A 16,359-nucleotide genomic window follows, 5' to 3' on the forward strand; every position below is an offset into this window, starting at 1 on the left:
GGCGACCAGGGCGGCGGTCAGCACCGGGAACGCGATGAGCACCAGGACACTGGTGAGCAACGTGTTCCAGGTGAAGACCGGCATGCGGAACATCGTCATACCGGGCGCGCGCATGCACAGGCCGGTGGTGATGAAGTTGACCGCGCCCAGGATCGTGCCCAAACCGGAGACGACCAGGCCCAGGATCCACAGGTCACCGCCGATCTCGGGTGAGCGGACCGCGTCCGACAGCGGCGTGTAGGCGAACCAGCCGAAGCTGGCCGCGCCGCCCGGAGAGAGGAACCCCCCCATGACGATCAGCCCGCCGAACAGGAACAGGTAGTAGCTGAACAGGTTCAGCCGGGGAAAGGCCACGTCGGGCGCGCCGATCTGCAACGGCATGATCACGTTCGAGAACCCGATGAACAGCGGGGTCGCGAAGAGCAGCAGCATGATCGTGCCGTGCATGGTGAACAGCTGGTTGAACTGCTCGTTGGACACGATCTGCATGCCCGGGGCGAACAGCTCCGCGCGGATGATCACCGCCATAGTGCCGCCGACGAGGAAGAAGGCGAAGGCGGTGATGATGTACATGTACCCGATGATCTTGTGATCGGTCGACGTCAACCAGTTGACGATCGTCCCCCTGGGTACTGTTCCCTCACGTTCCTCCGCCTCGGTTTTCGCCGGTGACACGATCCAACCCCCCATATGCGAAAATACGGACAGCCAAAGGCTGACCGCATCCTTCCCGAGCCCCTACGGCCCTCTCTTCTGCCCCCAAGGGGACACGTTAACGCAGGACACCGGCCCCGCGCTCACTTTTTATCACGCGTTTGCCTTGCAGATTCAGCGCCTATTCACCATTTCACGCGTTGTCCGACTTGCCAGCGGTCATGGTGATTGGGAACGACAATTTCCCATTTAGTACTACGGTTGGGCTTCCGAGGCGAGTGACCGTGCCCCGTGGCGGAAGGACGTGCGGGGTGGCCAGCCGAAGGGGGTGGGGAGAGCGTGTCACCTTCCCGGGCGCCGTCTCGTCCATGGAGCGACCACCCAGCCGTCATCCTCACGCAGAAGGAGCCCCGTGTTCGCCACCTACTTCGTGGTCGTCCTCCTCGCCTCGGCCGTCAGCGGTCTGGCCGCCGCCGCCAACTTCGTCGGCCACGACCACCCCAAGAGCGAGGCGGACAGGCTGCGCGTGCCCCGTTCCTGGATACGCCCGCTGGGCACTCTGCTGGCGGCGGGTTCACTGGGGCTGCTGGCCGGGTTCGCCGTGCCGGTGCTGGGCGCACTCGCCGCCGGCGGTCTCGTGCTGTACTTCCTCGGTGCGCTCTGGGCCCACCTGCGGGTCCGTGACTACCGATTGGGGCCTTGGTCCGTGTTCTTCTGCCTGTCGGCGGGTGCCTTGGCCGTGAACCTGGCCTACCACGGCCCCTGGTGAACCGATGGCGTGATCGGGCTCGGTCTCGGGGACACACCCGAATGCCGCTCCGGGCGCGTCCCCCGACACACGTTTGCCGACTACCGGCATCCGGGGGGCGTCGGCTCCGGGCTCGGGTCCAGTCCGGGGCTCGGGAAGAGAGCGACGGACTGGGAGAGGACGGCCGTGCCTCCTCGCGTCCAGTCGACGCTGACTCTCTACATCATACGCGGGCGAATCCGCTGCTTGAGAGACCTGCCAAGCGATCACGGAACTTGGACAAGCCCTGCAAGCCAAGGGATCCGGTGGATGATTCAGTACCTCATCCGTCTCCTCTTCCGCGTTGTGCAGTTCGGGCCGGTCTGTCAGACGGGGAACTCGCCGTACCAGGAGCGCTGGAGGATGTGCTTGGGCAGGTAGCCGGACTCGACGTCGAAGTGGAAGTCGGGATCGATCTCGGCTGTGTCGTAGGCCAGGCATGCCATGGCCAGGAGGCTTAGCGGGACCGCGCCCTTGATGCTGCGGCTCCGATCCTCGTTGGCGGTGTAGTAACCACGGTGCAGCGCCAGGCCCTGGGCGAGGGCCTCGTTGAACCTGTCGCTGTCGCGCTCCACCAGGCGAAGGAAGGTGTTCATCGGCGGGAAGGCGAGTTCGTCGAGGAGTTCGGTGTCGCCGAAGTCGACACGTTCGGGTGTGGACAGCTCCATCGCGGCCAGGAGTTCCTCGCCCAGACCGGGGCGGTTGAGGACGAATGCCTGGAGGGCGGAGATCCAGTGATAGGTGAAGGGGTTGTACTGGGTCCCCTGGGACTGCCCGGCCTCGCGGAGGAGATCGACCGGGATCTCGCACAGTTCTTGGTAGCGCTTCTGGTCGCGGCAGATGACGGCGAGGAAGAAGGCGGTGGTCCAGTTGCTGGCACTGGTGGCATAGCTGGGGCCGGTTGCTTTGGTCCGTCGGATCCTGTGGTGGACCATCAACTCAAGATCAGTACCCGGTAGGTTGGTTTCCACTGCGAACAGGGCATGGTGCATCTGCATGTCAGCGGTCCACGCCTCCCAGGTCTCCAGGCGTGTCACCTCGGGGTCCGCAGCGGTACTGAACATCACATCCATATGCAAGGTACTCAAAGAGAGATCAACCGATTTGGGCTTTGACTCCAAGGACGAAGGCCAATAGTTTCGATTGTCGGCACTTTCCTCCCAGTGGTCAGAATCCACACGATGCGAGAGGTCATGACTAGGTACATGAAGGCTCATTTTATTCCCTTCTGATGTTAAAGAACCTCATGGCATTTCCTTGATACTGTCCAGATTTATCTGGATTCCCCTTGGCTTCTACGTAGTGGACCTTCCCTTCGTTTTCGTTCAGAGTGCGTTTGATTTTATTTGCGATCTTCTTTTCTTCTCCTCCGCGGTCGATCATTGCTTCCAAGATATCGTCAAAGTACTCACGGGTTCCTTGTTTGACGCGCTTGGGTCCGTCTCCGGACTTAACCGTCCGTTCGTTGAGTTCGGTGCCAAGGCTACTCTTGGCCTCTACGATGACAAAACCCCCGTCCTTGGTGCGCCAGATCTGATCGAACTGGTCGTTCCCATTTTTAGGGGCGTTCTCACCTGTAGGGATGGGATTCGGGTTGTCAGGGGGCCGGTTCTCCGCCAACTCCGGTAGAGTCCCGCGCCACGTGGTTGTGACCTCATTACCCCGAGCGTCCTTGACGACGCTTCCGTTCGGTTTCCGCATGGGCTCTTAGAAAGAGACCTCGGATCCGGTGAAGTTTTCCCTGACCGTTCTTTCTGCAGCCCGCTCCCCAAACTGCTCGGTGAGTCTCTTCTTCATTCTGCCCATGGGCCTGCGGTCCTCGCGTGCCGCTTCGAGCTCTTGGACTAGGGATGTAGGTTTGCTGTTCTTGATCCTGTCTTTGATGCCCTTGACGATCTTGTTCAGCGGGTTGTACGCATTGAGTTAGATCTGCCGAAGATCGGCGAATGAGTCCAGCTTACGGAGGTTCTTGCTGTCGATTCCTGATCGTGTACCCCTGATCGTCCCCGGCAGGTATTTGGGCGGGAGGGGGAAGGAGATCCCTGGCTATCCAGGGGTCGCTCGGATCGGTCCTCGTTAGGCTGGGAAGGGGGCTCACCGTTGATAGTGATGCCTTCTCTGTACCTGTGTCCGAGACTGTTGTAGAAAGCCCTCTCCAGTAGGCCTTCGTACTTCTTATTGTTGACCAGGTCGACAAAGTTCTTCATGAAGTCGGTGCCCTTGCCGAGATTCATGGTATTGAGGATTTCGCGGGCGCTCGCCTGAGCTTCCTCCCGTGTCCTGGGAACCGGGATGGGTTCTTCCGTCTTGCTGTCTGCTCTGTCCCCGGAAGACGACCGGGTCGTGTCGTTGTCGCGGCGTGTATCCGGCGTTTCGGGATCATGCGGTCCGGAGGCCGAGTGCCGGCGGCCGTCCTCATCGATCCTGGCTCCGTCGAGACCGTCACGGTTCGGGCCGGAACGCTCACCGTCACTCCTGTCCGAGCGGGTGGAGGTCTCGCCCGTGGTACGGCGGTCGGTGGAGTCATTCCTGGACGTGTCCCGGTCCCTGGGAATGTCCCCGTCCCGGGAGGGCGTGACATCCGTGCGGTTGGTGGCACCGGGCCCGTCGTCACGCAGGTTCGGGCCGCGATCGCCGGAGTTCGCGTCGTGGCGGTGGCCGGCACCGCGGTCGTTGGGGTTGGTGGTGTCGGGGCCGCCGCCGGCGTGGGCGGGCACCCCGGCCGAGTCCGGGCCGCCCGTGCCCGGGCCGGCCTCCCAGGCGGGATAGTCCGAGGCCAGAGCGCGCCCGTCGGAGAAGACGGAGTTGAGCGAGGGGTCCAGCCCCGCCTGCTCGGCCTGCTGGGAGGGCTTCAGGCCGGGGCCCGCGCGCTGGCCGCTCCCCGGCGGGGACGTCCGGCGAAGCTCCACGGCGATAAGGCCTACTGCTCCAGGGAGCGGCGCCGCTGGCTGCGCGAGTGCGGGATCGGGGGCGCCTGGCCCGTACCGGGATCGAATCCTCCCAACGACTGGGACGGCATCGGTACAAGGTCGAGCGCTCGATCCGCCTGGCTGGGCTCCTACCGAAGGCTGAATGTGCGTTGGGAGCGCAAGGCCTTCACCTTCCCGGCCATGCTCGGCATCGCCTGCATCCTCATCCGCTACAAGCACCTGGCCAAGCATGATGATGGCTTTCGAGATGAGCCCTCTGTGTCGCTAAATTTGGATGGGGCCTGTCCGCTCACCTTTCGAACCTGGATATGGAGTCCCATTTTCCAAACTGTGGGATCGACTCCCAGTTGATTTCGTTTGGCATATCCCTGTACTCGGTGGTGTCCTTTGTGTTGCTTTTCTTGTCGATGGCTATGTGTTTCATGTAGCCGTTTGGATCTTCGTGGATCTCGTTGATTTCCACGGCGTCAAATGTATGTAGGTCGGGGTCTTCGCTTCCGTATTCCCAGTAGTAGCGACTTCGCAGGAAAAGAAGGTCACCACTCTCCCTCTGGAATATGTAGGATGCCTTTTCTCGTCCCAAGTGGTCCAGGAATTTTACTTCGGCATGTCCGTTTTCCCACATGATCTCTATCAGTACCGGCCAGGTGTCACCTTTGTCAGAGTTGACCAGGACCGTGTACTCGTCCCCCTGCTGGCTTCTCTCCGATGCCTCTTCTGCCGTCAGGGGTTCCAGCGGTTTTTTCAGCACTGGATTCCATCGAGTGCAGTAAGAAACTTCCCGGCCGCCTGGTTTTGTCATTTGCTTTCTCCTTGGTCTGGCGTGTCCTCGTCGGGTTTTACTGGTCGCCAAACCTTGCCGTTCTCGTCTCTTACGATGATACCTCTTTCAGCTGCGGCCTCAAGTGCCCTGTTGGGAGGCGGATCCCTCTGGACTGGTACTTCTAGGGTCATGTTCCCCTTCATTGCTTTCCCGATCAGATGCGGGGCAATATGCCGGTTTCTTGGTGTGTCGGGGATCTTGGTTCCTGGTTTGTATTTTTCTGCAAGTTCGTTCAGGTAACCTTCGAAGGTGCCGGGTTGGACCTTTGATATCTGTGTGTGCTTCCTGGATACAATTTCCTGTCCGGGGACGTATGAGTCCACCGACTGGCGTCCACCTTTCTCTGTTATGTCTCCTACTCTCAGTTCGTTGTGTCCGCCATTGCTCTCATAGTATGGCTCTCTCTTTCTATTGAAGGCGTTGCCTTCCTCCATTCTCTTTAGGACGGCTTCTGGTATGCTTCGCTTCTTCTTTCCCTCGCTCTCGGGTGGCTGTTCTTCCTTGGCGGGATTGCTGGCGTCTTCTTCCTCTCGTGTGTCGTGATCGTCTTTCTTTTCCATGCCCTCGGGGTCAGGGGGGCCATTACTGGTCCTCTGTGTGTACTCTTCGCCCTCTGGGCGGTTCCCCCCTGCTTCTGTCTCCGTGCCTTCATGTCCTGTTGGAAGTTGTGGTCCTCCTGAATGTTCTGGGGAATCATTTCCGGTAGTATATTTTGCCTCTCCTCTTTTGCGGGAATCAGATATGTCTGAATCCTCTAGAACCGGAGATCTGCTGTCGTGGGGAGTACCTCCGTCAGCGCTGGTGCGGGCTGCTGGAGAATCGTCGCGCAGGTTCGGGCCGCGATCGCCAGCGCTTCCGTCGTGGCGGTGGTCGGCACCGCGGCCGTCGGGGTTGTGGGTGTTGGGACTTCCGTCGCGGTGGTGATCGGGGAAGCGGTCGCCGCCGATGCCGGTGAGATCGACCCGGGAGCTCGGCGTGGCGCCCGGCAGGTCCCGGGAAGCGGTCAGGGTGTCGGGGCTGCCGCCGCCGGCGTGGGCGGGCACCCCGGCCGAGTCCGGGCCGTCGGTGCCCGGGCCGACCTCCCAGGCTGGGTAGTCCGAGGCCAGGGCGCGCCCGTCGGAGAAGACGGAGTTGAGCGAGGGGTCCAGGCCCGCCTGCTCGGCCTGCTGGGAGGGGCCCAGCTCGGGGCCGCGTGAGGCGTCGCCCTCCTCGGCGAGGACACGGCGTTCGGTGTCTGTGAGCTCGTCCAGGTCGAAGGAGGGGTAGAGCTCCTCCAGAAGATCCTCGGTGTCCTGGAGCTGCCGGGCGGTGGGATCGGCCCCGGCACCCTCGCCCGAGTCCTGGGAGCCCTCGTCCTGTCTTCTGTTCGGCCGGGGCCCGCGCGCGGGCCGCTCCCCGGCGGCATCAGAGGTGCCGGAGGCGGGTCGGGCCCTGGGGCCGTCGGGCGTTCCCTCACCGGTGGGCGGGGAGCCCTGGGTGTGGCCGAGCAGCCGGTTGAGGGCGGAGCTGACGTCGGCGAGCCGGCCGGAGGCGGCGTTGCCGCCGGTGAACCGGTCCAGGTCCAGGTTGAACACGGGCGAGCCGCTGCCGTCAAAGCCGGGAACGTTCGCGGGCAGGCCGGTGCCGGCGTCGATGCCCGTGCCGCCGCTTCACTCGCTGTGTCCGATGCTAGAAGACCTCCCGTGGTTGCGGCTTCCGGGGCCGTCGGCGACGGGGGCGGAGGCAACCGCATCGCCGGGGCGCGGGACACGCACACGCGAAAAAGGGGGCGGAGCCGTTCGGCTCCGCCCCTCGGGCACCGGGGATCAGGGGTGTCTCGGGCCACCGTGGTCACGGGCGCCCCTGTGGCCGGGGGGCGTTGACGTTCCGGGAGCCAACGACCCCGCCGGGGACCGGAGGTCCGTCAGCCCACGTAGATGTTGGAGTTGCCGCTGCTCTGGTACCCCTCGGTGGCCATGATCATGTAGTAGTCGAAGCCGCCCAGGTTCATTCCGGCCCTGTTCCAGGCGTCGAAGTGGTTGCCGGTGGTGATGGTCCCGCCCACCCTCTTCGACTGCCGGACGCTCCAGTACTGGGGGAAGGTCTGGGTGCCCTCGACGGAGGGGGAGTCGTAACGCATCGTGCGGTAGACGTCGTAGTTGCCGCCGTCGCTGTAGACCGTGCCCCGGTGCTCTCCCGTGGGCCGGTAGGTGCCCCAGCTGTCGACGATGTAGTACTCCACGAGCGGGTTCGAGGTCCACCCGTACAGGCACAGGTATCCGTTGCCGGAGGGGTTGAAGCTGCCCGAGTAGTTCACGTTCCGGCGGCTGCCGTTGCTCCAGCCCTTGCCGCAGACGAAGTTGCCGGTGTTGCTCCACTGGGTGCTGTAGTTGCCGCCGTTGCCCAGGGTCATGGAGACCGAGCCGCCGCCGTCGGTCCAGAACGAGTAGTAGTAGCCGCTGTGGGTGCCGGTCTGGTTCTGGGTGATGGTCTGGGCGTGGGCGATACCGGGCACCGCCATGAGCGCGGGCGCTGCCAGCGCCAGTGCGCCGACACCGCCGATGAGTCCTCTGCGGCTGATCTGGGGGAGGTGGGGGGTGGGGGTGTCTTCCGTTGACATGTTTCCTCCTTGCGAAGGTTGGCAGGGGGGTCAGCCAGCGCGATACGAGCCGGAGGGGTCGTCGGTGGCCAGGGGACGGCCACCGCGCTCGGCGTCGTATAACGCGGCGGGTTTGGCTGATTGCCGTGTGTGAGAGTATTTGCCCGCCCCCGCCGGGTTGTCAATGGTTTCCGGAAAATTTCGGTTAGATTAATCCTCGCCAAGGAAGCAGATCCCCTGGTCAGTAGCGATCTATGGCCGGTGAATCTGAAAATGACACGGAATACCCCGATTCGGGGCGCGGATACCAGGCCACTGGCGCCGAAAGTTTTCGGATAGTTTCGAGCCCTGTCATGCGGCGAGAGAGGGGAAGGTATGACCACTGGACCGGCCGGACCGGAGGGGACGGCGACCGACCGCGGCCTGGTCCTGGTGTTCGCCGCGTACCTGGAAGAGACGGGGGACATCGCCGACGGCGCGGTGATCGAAGCCCGCGCCGGGGAGGAGACCGTCCCCTTCCGGGTCGAGGACCACACGTGAGCCTCTTCGGCTCCCGTGACCGGCCCCGCGCCCGGTGGCGGCTCACGGGCGCGGAAGCGGCACCCGGTGGCGGTGTTCCCGTCAGTCCCGGGCGGCCTCGGCGCGGCGGATGCGGGTGATGGGCACCGGGAGCACGCACACGGGAACGGGGACGCGCAGGCGGTGGCCGGTGTCGGCGGGGACGCCCGTGTCGGGGTCGATGAGCAGGGAGGCCAGGGAGTCCCCGTTCTGGGCGGCCACGACCAGGTGGTCGGGCTCCTCGCGGTGGCCGCGCACGACGGTGAAGTTGCGCGGCCACGGCCCTCCTGCGGGGGTGTTGGCCACGTGTTCCAGGCGTGCGCCCCCGTCCCGGACGGCGATGGTCGCGACGGAGTCGGCCCCCCGGTTGGACACGTACACGTGGTCGCCGTTCGTGAGGATCTCGGCGGGGAAGTTGTCGCCCGCGGCCTCCTCGCCGGTGGCGTGGACCGAGCCGAGGTACTCCCCCGTGCCGGTGTCGGGGTCCCAGTGCAGGACGTGCACCCGCGAGTCCAGCTCGCCGACGACGTAGAGGTACTCCCCCGAGACGGCCGCGTGCCGGGGGCCGGTGCCCGGGGGCAGCACGACCGTACCGGTCTGCTCGCCGTCGCGGATGACGCGCAGCTCGTCGGTGCCCAGGTCGACCACGAGCACGTGGCGGTCGTCGGGAGCGGCGGCGCTGTGCGCGTGCGGTCCCTCCTGGCGGTCGGCGACCGGCCCGGTCCCGGTGTGCGCGAACTCCGCCGCCCCGGCCGTGAACGTGCCGTCCTTCTCCAGTCCGTACACGGTCGCCACGCCGTTGGCGTAGTTGGTGACCGCCAGCTCGGAGCCCAGGTCCAGCACGTGGCAGGGAGATCCGCCGCCGGTGGGGGCCTGCCCCAGCTCGGTGAGCCGGGCCTGCCCGTCGACCCGGAAGGCGGCGACGGTGCCCTCGGCGCGCTCGTTGACCGCGTACACCGTGGGCGGGTCCTCGTGGAAGGCCAGGAACGACGGCCCGGGGGTGCGGGCGGCCACGCCGCCGTCGGCCATCTCCCCCGTCATGGGGTCGAACCAGACCCGGTGGACCCCGGCGCCCTCCCCCGGAGGCTCGGAGTCGGGGGTGTAGGTGCCCACCAGCAGGAGCCGCCGTCCGTCCACCGCTTCGCCCACCGGGATCCTCGTTTCCCTCGCGCCTGTGTCTCGCACCCGTCGGTGGTCTGAACCACAGGGCGCATGCTACAGGCGCGGCGGTCACCCGACCGCCGTGGGGCTCCCACTCGCGGCCAGCTGCCAGCCCCCCCGTGCCGTACGCAGCGATGCCGGAACCAGTGAACGCGCCAGAGGCGAAATGTCAGCGTCCGGCGTTGGCGACGGTCGCCAGGATGTACTCGGGCCGTTTGAGGTCCTTCCACGTGAAGCGGGCGATCCGGACATGGGGGTGCCACCGCTGGAGGGCGTTCTGCCGCTCCCGGTCCCGGGCGAGGGCACGCGGGTTGCCGTGCGGGCCGAGACCGTCGGCTTCACCGATGAGCTCGGCCGCCTCCCACCAGAAGTCGGCCATGGCGATCGTCCTGCCCCATCCGTCCACGAAGCGGCGTTGCAGCTCGTCGGGAGGCAGACCGCCGTCGACGCAGACCAGGCGGACTCTCGTCTCCAACGCACTCTGGGACCGGGAGTCAGCCAGGGACCACCATCGGCGCACGTTCACACAGCCCTTGCGGCCCCGGTTGGCCTCCTCCAGCTCCTGGACCTCCTCCTGCCTGACGAGCCCCTGGTTCAGGGCCGAGTCCATCAGGCACACGGCGGTGTTCCGGCCCACTCTCAGCAGGGTGTCGCGCAGCGTGCGACCCGGGCGGGTGATCCTGATGCCGTCGCCTACCTCGGTGATCTCCTCGGGAGGGGTGTCCCAGCTGTGCAGTGTGATGCCGTGGACGTGGCGTTGGGCTCCGAGCGCCGGGATGACCATGTGGACGTCGTCGCCGTTCCAGGGCGGGAGCCCCTGCATGTTCCACAGGAGTGCGGCGGTCTCACCCCCGGCGAAGGAGCACGGGCCCAGGGCCAGTTGTGCGGCCATGACACTGCTGCGGAGCCTGTCGGTACTGCCGGCGGGCGGGAGTAGGGAGCGCACCGAGTACACCTGTCGGTACGGCCGCCCCCACTCACCACCGCGGAGCAGGCAGCGTATGTCGGCCTGGCGCAGTCCGTGGGCGTGGGCCTGCTGCCAGCTCAGGACCCCGTACTGGCGCAGCGCGGTTCCGTTGGCCGCGGCGAGGGGGCCGCCGCCCGATCGCTGTGGGAGGTGTGCCATGGACCCACTATCCGCGGTCCGGGCTCCGGGCGCTATGGGACGGACCCGCCTGTGTACAACCCCTCCACCTGCGTTGATCTTGTACTTATAGCGAGGCTCGGCGCTCGAATCTCGCTATAAGTACAAGATCACCGGGGAAAACGGGGCCGATTCCGGCCTGGTCCTGCTCCTGCTCGGACACGTCCGCACCGTCTGGCCTACGGTCACCCAAGGCCACCACTCGTTGCACGGGATGCTCAGCGGGCGCGATTGGTGGTGGGGAGGCCGGGTAGTGGTGCTCGCATGCTGCTAGTAAGGCCGCCGGGCGTCTACCCAGCGCAGGAGGACACCTCACTGCTCCGTGCCGTGCTGCGCCGGCGCGGCCAGGTCGCCGACCGCTCGGTCCTCGACGTCGGTTCGGGTACCGGGGCGCTGGGCATCGAGGCCTTCCGCGCAGGCGCGGCCAGCCTCACCGCGATCGACCTGTCGCGGCGCTCAGTACTGGCGAGCTGGGTCAACAGCCGGTTGCACGGGGTCCCGGCGACGGTCCGGCGCGGTGACCTGTTCGCTCCCGTGGCCCCGCGTCGCTTCGACCTCGTGCTCGCCAACCCGCCCTACATGCCCGCCGCCGGCCTGCTGCCGCCCCGTCACCGGATGGCGAGGTGCTGGGACGCGGGAGCGGACGGGCGGCTCCTGTTGGACCGCATCTGCGCGGGGGTGTCCTCGGTGCTCAGCGAGGACGGCGCGCTACTGCTCGTGCAGTCCGAGCTCGCCGACGAGCAGATCACGTTGGACCAGCTCAAGGAGGCCGGGCTGGCTCCTGAGGTCCTCGCGAGGACCCACGTCCCGTTCGGGCCGGTCCTGCGGGCACGTGCTCCGGCACTGCGCGCCCGCGGGCTGCTCGGCCCCGACCAGGTGGAGGAGAGGCTCGTGGTCATCGAGGCGCACCATGGCTGAGGCCCATCGCCGGGTCATCGTCACCGACGAGGGCCCGATCCTCGTCTACGGCCCGGTCGACGTGGAGATGTCCGACGGAACGCGCGTGCACAGCGACCGGGCGGTCACCGCGCTGTGCGCCTGCGGCCGCAGCCGGCGCCGCCCGTTCTGCGATACCAGCCACCGCCGACGTGTACGTGACACAGAGGGTGAGGAGCACGGCCCATGACCGCGACGATGCCGAAGGCGCCGACACTTCCCGCCCCTCGCGGCCCGGTCTCCGAGGCGGTTCTGTGCGCACTGCGTGGGAACCGGCCCGAGCTTCCTGCCGTGGACGGGTCCCCGCCCTACGGCGAGGACCTCCAACTGGCCCTCTACTGCTGCTACGAACCCCACTACCGCGGGTTCGGGGAAGTCGACGCCGACCGCGAATGGGACCCGGCGCTGCTGACGATCCGCGCCGAGCTGGAAGGGGCCTTCCTCGGCGCGCTCAGAGACGACGTGCCCGCCGGTGCGGACGTCGAGAGCGAGCTCGGTGGACTCCTCGTCGAACACGTCGACGCGTTCGGCGTCTCCCATCACCTGCGCCGCCACGGGGAACTGTGGCAACTGCGCGAGTACGTCGCACACCGCTCGCTCTACCACCTGAAGGAGGCCGACCCGCAGACCTTCGTCATCCCGCGCCTGGACGGCCCGCCCAAGGCCGCCCTCGTGACGGTGCAGCACGACGAGTACGGTGCGGGAGATCCCGAGCGGGCGCACTCCAAGCTCTTCGCCGACATGATGACCGAGCTCGGCCTCTCCGCAGCCTATGGCGCCTATCTCGACTCCGCTCCCGCCGAAATGCTGGCCGAGGTCAATTTCATGTCGCTGTGCGGGCTGCACCGCGGGTTGCGTGCGGCGCTGATCGGGCAGTTCGCCACCGTCGAACTCACCTCCTCCCCCGGCTCGGACCGGCTGGTCAAAGCCATGCGGAGGCTGGGCTGCGGTCCGGCCGCCATCCGGTTCTACGCCGAGCACGTCGAAGCCGACGCGGTGCACGAGCAACTCGTCCGGCGCGAGGTGCTCGCACCGCTGCTGAGCGCCGAACCCGGGCTGGCCTCCGACGTCGTGTTCGGAATCCGCAGTAGCACGTTCCTGGCCGCCCGGTTGGAGGACCGCCTGTTGCGCCACTGGAACCGCGGCGAGTCGAGCTTTCGCCACAGGGTGGACGGGGGGAGACCATGAGACCACCTGGACCAGCGGTGCGAGCCGGCGTCCTCCCGGTCGCCGACCGGGGCGACGCGGTGCCGGAGGAGACGGTCGTGCGCGACTGCCTCCAGCAGACGCCGCCCCGGCTGCCGCCCTGGCTCGGCTACGACGCGGTCGGTTCCGAACTGTTCGAACAGATCACCGAGCTGCCCACGTACTACCTGACCCGCGTGGAACGCGGCCTGCTGGAGCGCCACTCCCCGGAGATAGCCGAGCTGCTCGCCTGCGGGCGGATCGCGGAACTGGGTAGCGGAAGTGCGAAGAAGACACGGCTGCTGTTGGAGCACTGCGTGCGCCTACGTGAGACCACCTACCTTCCGATCGACGTCGACCGGGGAATGCTGCGGTCCAGCGGCGCCTTGTGCTCGGAGCTGGACCGCCTGGAGGTCACGGGCCTGTGGGGGCGCTACGAAGCCGGTCTCGACTGGCTGCGCACCCACCCCGGTGAGCAGCTCGCGGTCGTCTTCCTCGGCAGCAGCTTCGGCAACGCCACGCGCGAGGAACGTGACAGCCTGCTCGGCGAGGTCGCCCGCTGCCTGGGCCCGGGCGAGGGCTTCCTGGTCTCCGCCGATCTGGACAAGAGCCGCGAGGTCCTGGAGACCTGCTACAACGATCCCGCCGGGCACTCGGCTTTTGCCGACTTCCGGCTCAACTACCTCACCCAGCTCAATCGCCGCTACGGCGCCGACTTCGTGCTCGACGACTTCGTCCCGGAGGCCTGTTACAACGCGGACACCTCCACCGTGGAGGGGCGTCTTCGCGCCCGAGCCGACCGGACGGTGCCCGTACCGGGACTCGGACTCACACTGCGCATACCGCGCGGGCAGTTCCTCAACGTCGGCTACTCGGCGAAGTTCGGCGTCCGACAGCTGACCCGCGAGGTGGAAGCGCACGGTTTCCGCCTGCGGGCCCGGTGGCGGGATCCCGAGGCACAGTACGGGCTCTTCCTCTTCCGGCGCGACGAGGCCTGATCCGAACGGACACCGCTGCCCGCTCTCCCGAGCGCCTTCGTCAACCGTCAGTCACCACCGAGCCCATAGCGCAGATGCGCGGTGCCCGACGCGCCAACACGCATCGCACCTGTGGGAAACCCACTCCGTCTGCGGTGATCTTGTACTTAGAGGTCGCGCGGATAGGGCGTGTGGGTCAAGGGCACCGGACAGGGCGAGCGTCCCACCTGTAGCGGTTCCAGGACTGACGGACCAGGCGGCGGATGATGATGACTGCGCTGGCCAGCGCGACCCAGGCGTTCTGCACACACCCCTGCCGGTCGGTCACCTTTGCCAGCGCCGAGAACCCTCGGTTGTGCCATGAGTTGGTCCGCTCAACGACCCATCGATGAGTGTGGCTGATAGGTAGGAAGGTTCCTTGAGGAGTGATGTTCGGGGTGCAGCCCAGCTCGGCGAGCAGATCCCGGGTCCGAGCCGAGTCGTAGCCTGCGTCCAGGTGGACTGTGATGACCTCTGGAAGCCAGAACCCGAGCACGGCGAGAGTCTCCAGCGTGGGACGCAGGAGCGGGGAGTCGTTCCTGTTGGCCCCGGCCAGGACCCATCCGACCGGAATTCCGCCGCCGTCCACGAGCACCGATCTCTTGAGACCTGATTTGCCGCGGTCGACAGGGCTGCGGCCGGTGTTTTCTCCTCCGCACGGTGCTTTGACGATGCATCCGTCGACCACGAGGTTGTGCAGGTCGAGGCCGACGGCCTAGTCGTAGGCCTCCAGGGCCAGGTGGTGGAGTTGTTCGAAGACGCCGGCGCGGATCCACTCTTCGCGCCGGGCGCGCATCGTGGTCGCCGAGCAGGACTCGTCGGCGTGCTGCTGATAGCTGCCGCCCAGGACGAGGCGGGCCAGAAGCTTGCCGAAGACGACCCGGTCAGGGATGCGCGGCCGGTGGCAACCCAGAGGGTGGTTGATGTTCCGTTCGGGAAGCAGCGCTTGGAACTGCTCCCACAGAGGGTCAGCGATGAAGGTGGGCAGGACGGGCACGTGGTCTTCTGATCGTCGTCGGCGGAGCGAAGGGGAGGGGCTGCCGCGCCGCAGCCGTCTGGGCGCGGCGCGGCAGCCTGCTCTGCTACCCGGCCTGTGGCTGCCCCACCGCGGTGGCCGGCGACCGGGAGATGACCACGGCACCGACGATCAGCCCGATGACGGCGAGTACCGCAGCGATCACGAACGGGTCTCCGGCGTGCAGGGCCGGGGCGAACCCGAGACCTACGTAGATAGCCACACCGGCTGCTCCGCCGAGCTGGTCTGCTGCTCGCTGGACGCCGGAGGCGATCCCGGCGTCCTCGTCAGTGGTCCCGCTGACCGCGATGTACTGCAGACCCACGAGTCCGAAGCCCATGCCCGCTGCGATCAGCAGCATCGCCGGGAGCAGCCATGCCGCCCCGCCGCCCAGGACGGCCACGAGCGCGACCACAGCCATCGCGCCCGCAGCAGCCGCGAGCCCGGCCAGCACGCACGCACGCGCGCCCCAGCATCCCAGCAGCCGGGGCACGAGCACCGATGCCGCGATCAGCGCCACGGCCAGGGGCAGCATCGTGAGGCCTGCCCCCAGAGGCCCGATACCGAGCCTGTCCTGCAGGTAGAAGGTGAACAGCAGGAACGAGGTCGACAACGCACCGCTGAGCAGCATCGTCGTCAGGTTCGCACGCAGCCGAGCGCGGTCCGCGAAGAACGTCAGCGGGACCAGCGGGTTCGGCGACCTCGACTCGACCCGCACGAACCCGACAGCGGCCAGCACCGCGCCGACCAGCGCGGCCACGCTCACCCACGGATTGGTCGCAGGCTCGCCCGCCTCGACCGCGGCGTAGACGAACAGCAGCGGGCACGCGGTCAGCAGGAGCGAGCCCGGAAGGTCCAGTCGGACCCGCTCACGAGACGCGGACCGGTCTGCCGGGACCAGGACGAGCGCGGCCACGATCACGACCAGGATGAACGGCACCGAGATCAGGAAGATCCAGCGCCAGCCCAGGTGGGCGGTGATGATCCCCGACAGGGCGAACCCGAGAACCAGGCCGCAGCTGGCCACGGCGGCCCACACGCTCAGGGCGCGCGACCGGCGCGGGCCCTCAGGGAAGAGCAGCACGATGGTCGCCATCGCCGCGGGCAGCGCGACGGCCTCGCCGGCTCCCTGGAGCAGGCGCGCGGCGACCAGGACCGGGAAGGATGGGGCCAGGCCCGCCAGCAGGGAAGCCGCGCCGAAGAGAGTCGTGCCGACCAGAAGGGTGCGGCGGCGGCCGAGAAGGTCACCGAGCCGGCCGCCGAGCATCAGCAGCCCGCCGCCGGTGATGGTGTAACCGACCACGGCCCAGGTCAGGGAGTGGCCCTCGACGCCGAAGTCCGCGCCGATCGAGGGCAGCGCGATGTTGACCACGGTCACGTCGACCGCGATGAAGAACTGCAGCATGGACATCGCGCACAGCACGAGCCATGCGCGCATGGAGGACGGGCTTTGCCCGCGGGAAGAGGAAGTGCCTGAAAGCATCGATTGCTCCGTCGCTCTGAAGCGTTACGAGCAGCACAAAGGGCCGCTCCGGATGGATCACGAAGCGGCTGGACGTTCCAGGTGAGGTG

General features: G+C 66.8%; 16 protein-coding genes and 1 pseudogene. 6 read left to right on the forward strand and 11 right to left on the reverse strand.

Annotated elements, in window-relative coordinates; genetic code table 11:
* Positions 1 to 690: cbb3-type cytochrome c oxidase subunit I (locus tag AC0T5L_RS18560; RefSeq protein ID WP_476166707.1), on the reverse strand; the 690-nt coding region annotated here is incomplete at its 3' end.
* Positions 691 to 1,066: 376 nt separating this feature from the next.
* Here AC0T5L_RS18560 and AC0T5L_RS18565 point away from each other — a divergent pair.
* Positions 1,067 to 1,423 carry a DoxX family protein gene (locus AC0T5L_RS18565; RefSeq protein ID WP_476166708.1) on the forward strand — a complete coding sequence of 119 codons (357 nt, stop codon included), beginning with the start codon at positions 1,067 to 1,069 and terminating at the stop codon, positions 1,421 to 1,423.
* Between the two features lie 344 nt (positions 1,424 to 1,767).
* On the opposite strand, the gene AC0T5L_RS18570 is transcribed toward AC0T5L_RS18565, so the two are convergent.
* The 6 genes from AC0T5L_RS18570 to AC0T5L_RS18595 form a co-directional block, all read right to left on the reverse strand.
* Positions 1,768 to 2,505, reverse strand: coding sequence for an immunity 49 family protein (locus tag AC0T5L_RS18570; RefSeq protein ID WP_476166709.1), 738 nt, complete (start codon positions 2,503 to 2,505; stop codon positions 1,768 to 1,770).
* A 154-nt stretch (positions 2,506 to 2,659) separates the two neighbouring features.
* Positions 2,660 to 3,142 (reverse strand): hypothetical protein, encoded by a 483-nt coding sequence (locus tag AC0T5L_RS18575; protein WP_476166710.1) that lies wholly within the window; start codon positions 3,140 to 3,142, stop codon positions 2,660 to 2,662.
* A gap of 200 nt (positions 3,143 to 3,342) precedes the next feature.
* On the reverse strand, positions 3,343 to 4,350 hold the full coding sequence (locus tag AC0T5L_RS18580; protein WP_476166711.1) for a hypothetical protein: 1,008 nt from the start codon (positions 4,348 to 4,350) through the stop codon (positions 3,343 to 3,345).
* Between the two features lie 310 nt (positions 4,351 to 4,660).
* Entirely contained in the window at positions 4,661 to 5,173 is a 513-nt protein-coding gene (locus AC0T5L_RS18585; protein ID WP_476166712.1) for a hypothetical protein, read from the reverse strand.
* Entirely contained in the window at positions 5,170 to 6,768 is a 1,599-nt protein-coding gene (locus AC0T5L_RS18590) for a hypothetical protein (protein ID WP_476166713.1), read from the reverse strand. The genes AC0T5L_RS18585 and AC0T5L_RS18590 overlap by 4 nt, the downstream gene beginning before the upstream one ends.
* Before the next feature lie 329 nt (positions 6,769 to 7,097).
* Positions 7,098 to 7,793 carry a glycoside hydrolase family 11 protein gene (locus tag AC0T5L_RS18595; RefSeq protein ID WP_476166714.1) on the reverse strand — a complete coding sequence of 232 codons (696 nt, stop codon included), beginning with the start codon at positions 7,791 to 7,793 and terminating at the stop codon, positions 7,098 to 7,100.
* Positions 7,794 to 8,147: 354 nt separating this feature from the next.
* On the opposite strand from AC0T5L_RS18595, the gene AC0T5L_RS18600 reads away from it, so the two are divergent.
* Positions 8,148 to 8,312: a hypothetical protein gene (locus tag AC0T5L_RS18600; RefSeq protein ID WP_476166715.1), complete on the forward strand. Its 165-nt coding sequence runs from the start codon at positions 8,148 to 8,150 to the stop codon at positions 8,310 to 8,312.
* Between the two features lie 81 nt (positions 8,313 to 8,393).
* Here AC0T5L_RS18600 and AC0T5L_RS18605 read toward each other — a convergent pair whose 3' ends face one another.
* Positions 8,394 to 9,479, reverse strand: a complete 1,086-nt coding sequence (locus tag AC0T5L_RS18605; RefSeq protein ID WP_476166716.1) for a lactonase family protein — start codon at positions 9,477 to 9,479, stop codon at positions 8,394 to 8,396.
* A gap of 181 nt (positions 9,480 to 9,660) precedes the next feature.
* The gene (locus tag AC0T5L_RS18610; protein WP_476166717.1) at positions 9,661 to 10,617 is read right to left on the reverse strand and encodes a hypothetical protein; all 957 of its coding nucleotides are present in this window, start codon (positions 10,615 to 10,617) and stop codon (positions 9,661 to 9,663) included.
* 282 nt (positions 10,618 to 10,899) lie between these two features.
* Between AC0T5L_RS18610 and AC0T5L_RS18615 the strand changes: the two genes are divergently transcribed.
* The 4 genes from AC0T5L_RS18615 to AC0T5L_RS18630 are packed head-to-tail and all read left to right on the forward strand — an operon-like array spanning position 10,900 to position 13,754.
* Entirely contained in the window at positions 10,900 to 11,553 is a 654-nt protein-coding gene (locus AC0T5L_RS18615; RefSeq protein ID WP_476166718.1) for a HemK2/MTQ2 family protein methyltransferase, read from the forward strand.
* Positions 11,546 to 11,761 (forward strand): CDGSH iron-sulfur domain-containing protein, encoded by a 216-nt coding sequence (locus tag AC0T5L_RS18620; RefSeq protein WP_476166719.1) that lies wholly within the window; start codon positions 11,546 to 11,548, stop codon positions 11,759 to 11,761. Before AC0T5L_RS18615 ends, AC0T5L_RS18620 begins: the two co-directional genes overlap by 8 nt.
* Complete coding sequence (locus AC0T5L_RS18625) at positions 11,758 to 12,759, forward strand: iron-containing redox enzyme family protein (protein WP_476166720.1); 1,002 nt, start codon at positions 11,758 to 11,760, stop codon at positions 12,757 to 12,759. Before AC0T5L_RS18620 ends, AC0T5L_RS18625 begins: the two co-directional genes overlap by 4 nt.
* Complete coding sequence (locus tag AC0T5L_RS18630) at positions 12,756 to 13,754, forward strand: L-histidine N(alpha)-methyltransferase (protein WP_476166721.1); 999 nt, start codon at positions 12,756 to 12,758, stop codon at positions 13,752 to 13,754. Before AC0T5L_RS18625 ends, AC0T5L_RS18630 begins: the two co-directional genes overlap by 4 nt.
* A 175-nt stretch (positions 13,755 to 13,929) precedes the next feature.
* Here the strand turns inward: AC0T5L_RS18630 and AC0T5L_RS18635 are convergent.
* Positions 13,930 to 14,769 (reverse strand): annotated as a pseudogene (locus AC0T5L_RS18635) (IS5 family transposase).
* A gap of 85 nt (positions 14,770 to 14,854) precedes the next feature.
* Complete coding sequence (locus tag AC0T5L_RS18640; protein WP_476166722.1) at positions 14,855 to 16,225, reverse strand: MFS transporter; 1,371 nt, start codon at positions 16,223 to 16,225, stop codon at positions 14,855 to 14,857.
* Between the last annotated feature and the right edge of the window lie 134 nt (positions 16,226 to 16,359).

This window comes from Nocardiopsis sp. TRM 82005, from assembly GCF_056312425.1.

Excerpts from the sequence above, each read along its gene's own strand:
- AC0T5L_RS18570 (WP_476166709.1), bottom strand. The coding sequence starts at position 2,505 with ATGTTCAGTACCGCTGCGGACCCCGAGGTGACACGCCTGGAGACCTGG.
- AC0T5L_RS18575 (WP_476166710.1), bottom strand. The coding sequence starts at position 3,142 with ATGCGGAAACCGAACGGAAGCGTCGTCAAGGACGCTCGGGGTAATGAG.
- AC0T5L_RS18585 (WP_476166712.1), bottom strand. The coding sequence starts at position 5,173 with ATGACAAAACCAGGCGGCCGGGAAGTTTCTTACTGCACTCGATGGAAT.
- AC0T5L_RS18595 (WP_476166714.1), bottom strand. The coding sequence starts at position 7,793 with ATGTCAACGGAAGACACCCCCACCCCCCACCTCCCCCAGATCAGCCGC.
- AC0T5L_RS18600 (WP_476166715.1), top strand. The coding sequence starts at position 8,148 with ATGACCACTGGACCGGCCGGACCGGAGGGGACGGCGACCGACCGCGGC.
- AC0T5L_RS18610 (WP_476166717.1), bottom strand. The coding sequence starts at position 10,617 with ATGGCACACCTCCCACAGCGATCGGGCGGCGGCCCCCTCGCCGCGGCC.
- AC0T5L_RS18615 (WP_476166718.1), top strand. The coding sequence starts at position 10,900 with ATGCTGCTAGTAAGGCCGCCGGGCGTCTACCCAGCGCAGGAGGACACC.
- AC0T5L_RS18620 (WP_476166719.1), top strand. The coding sequence starts at position 11,546 with ATGGCTGAGGCCCATCGCCGGGTCATCGTCACCGACGAGGGCCCGATC.
- AC0T5L_RS18625 (WP_476166720.1), top strand. The coding sequence starts at position 11,758 with ATGACCGCGACGATGCCGAAGGCGCCGACACTTCCCGCCCCTCGCGGC.
- AC0T5L_RS18630 (WP_476166721.1), top strand. The coding sequence starts at position 12,756 with ATGAGACCACCTGGACCAGCGGTGCGAGCCGGCGTCCTCCCGGTCGCC.
- AC0T5L_RS18640 (WP_476166722.1), bottom strand. The coding sequence starts at position 16,225 with ATGCGCGCATGGCTCGTGCTGTGCGCGATGTCCATGCTGCAGTTCTTC.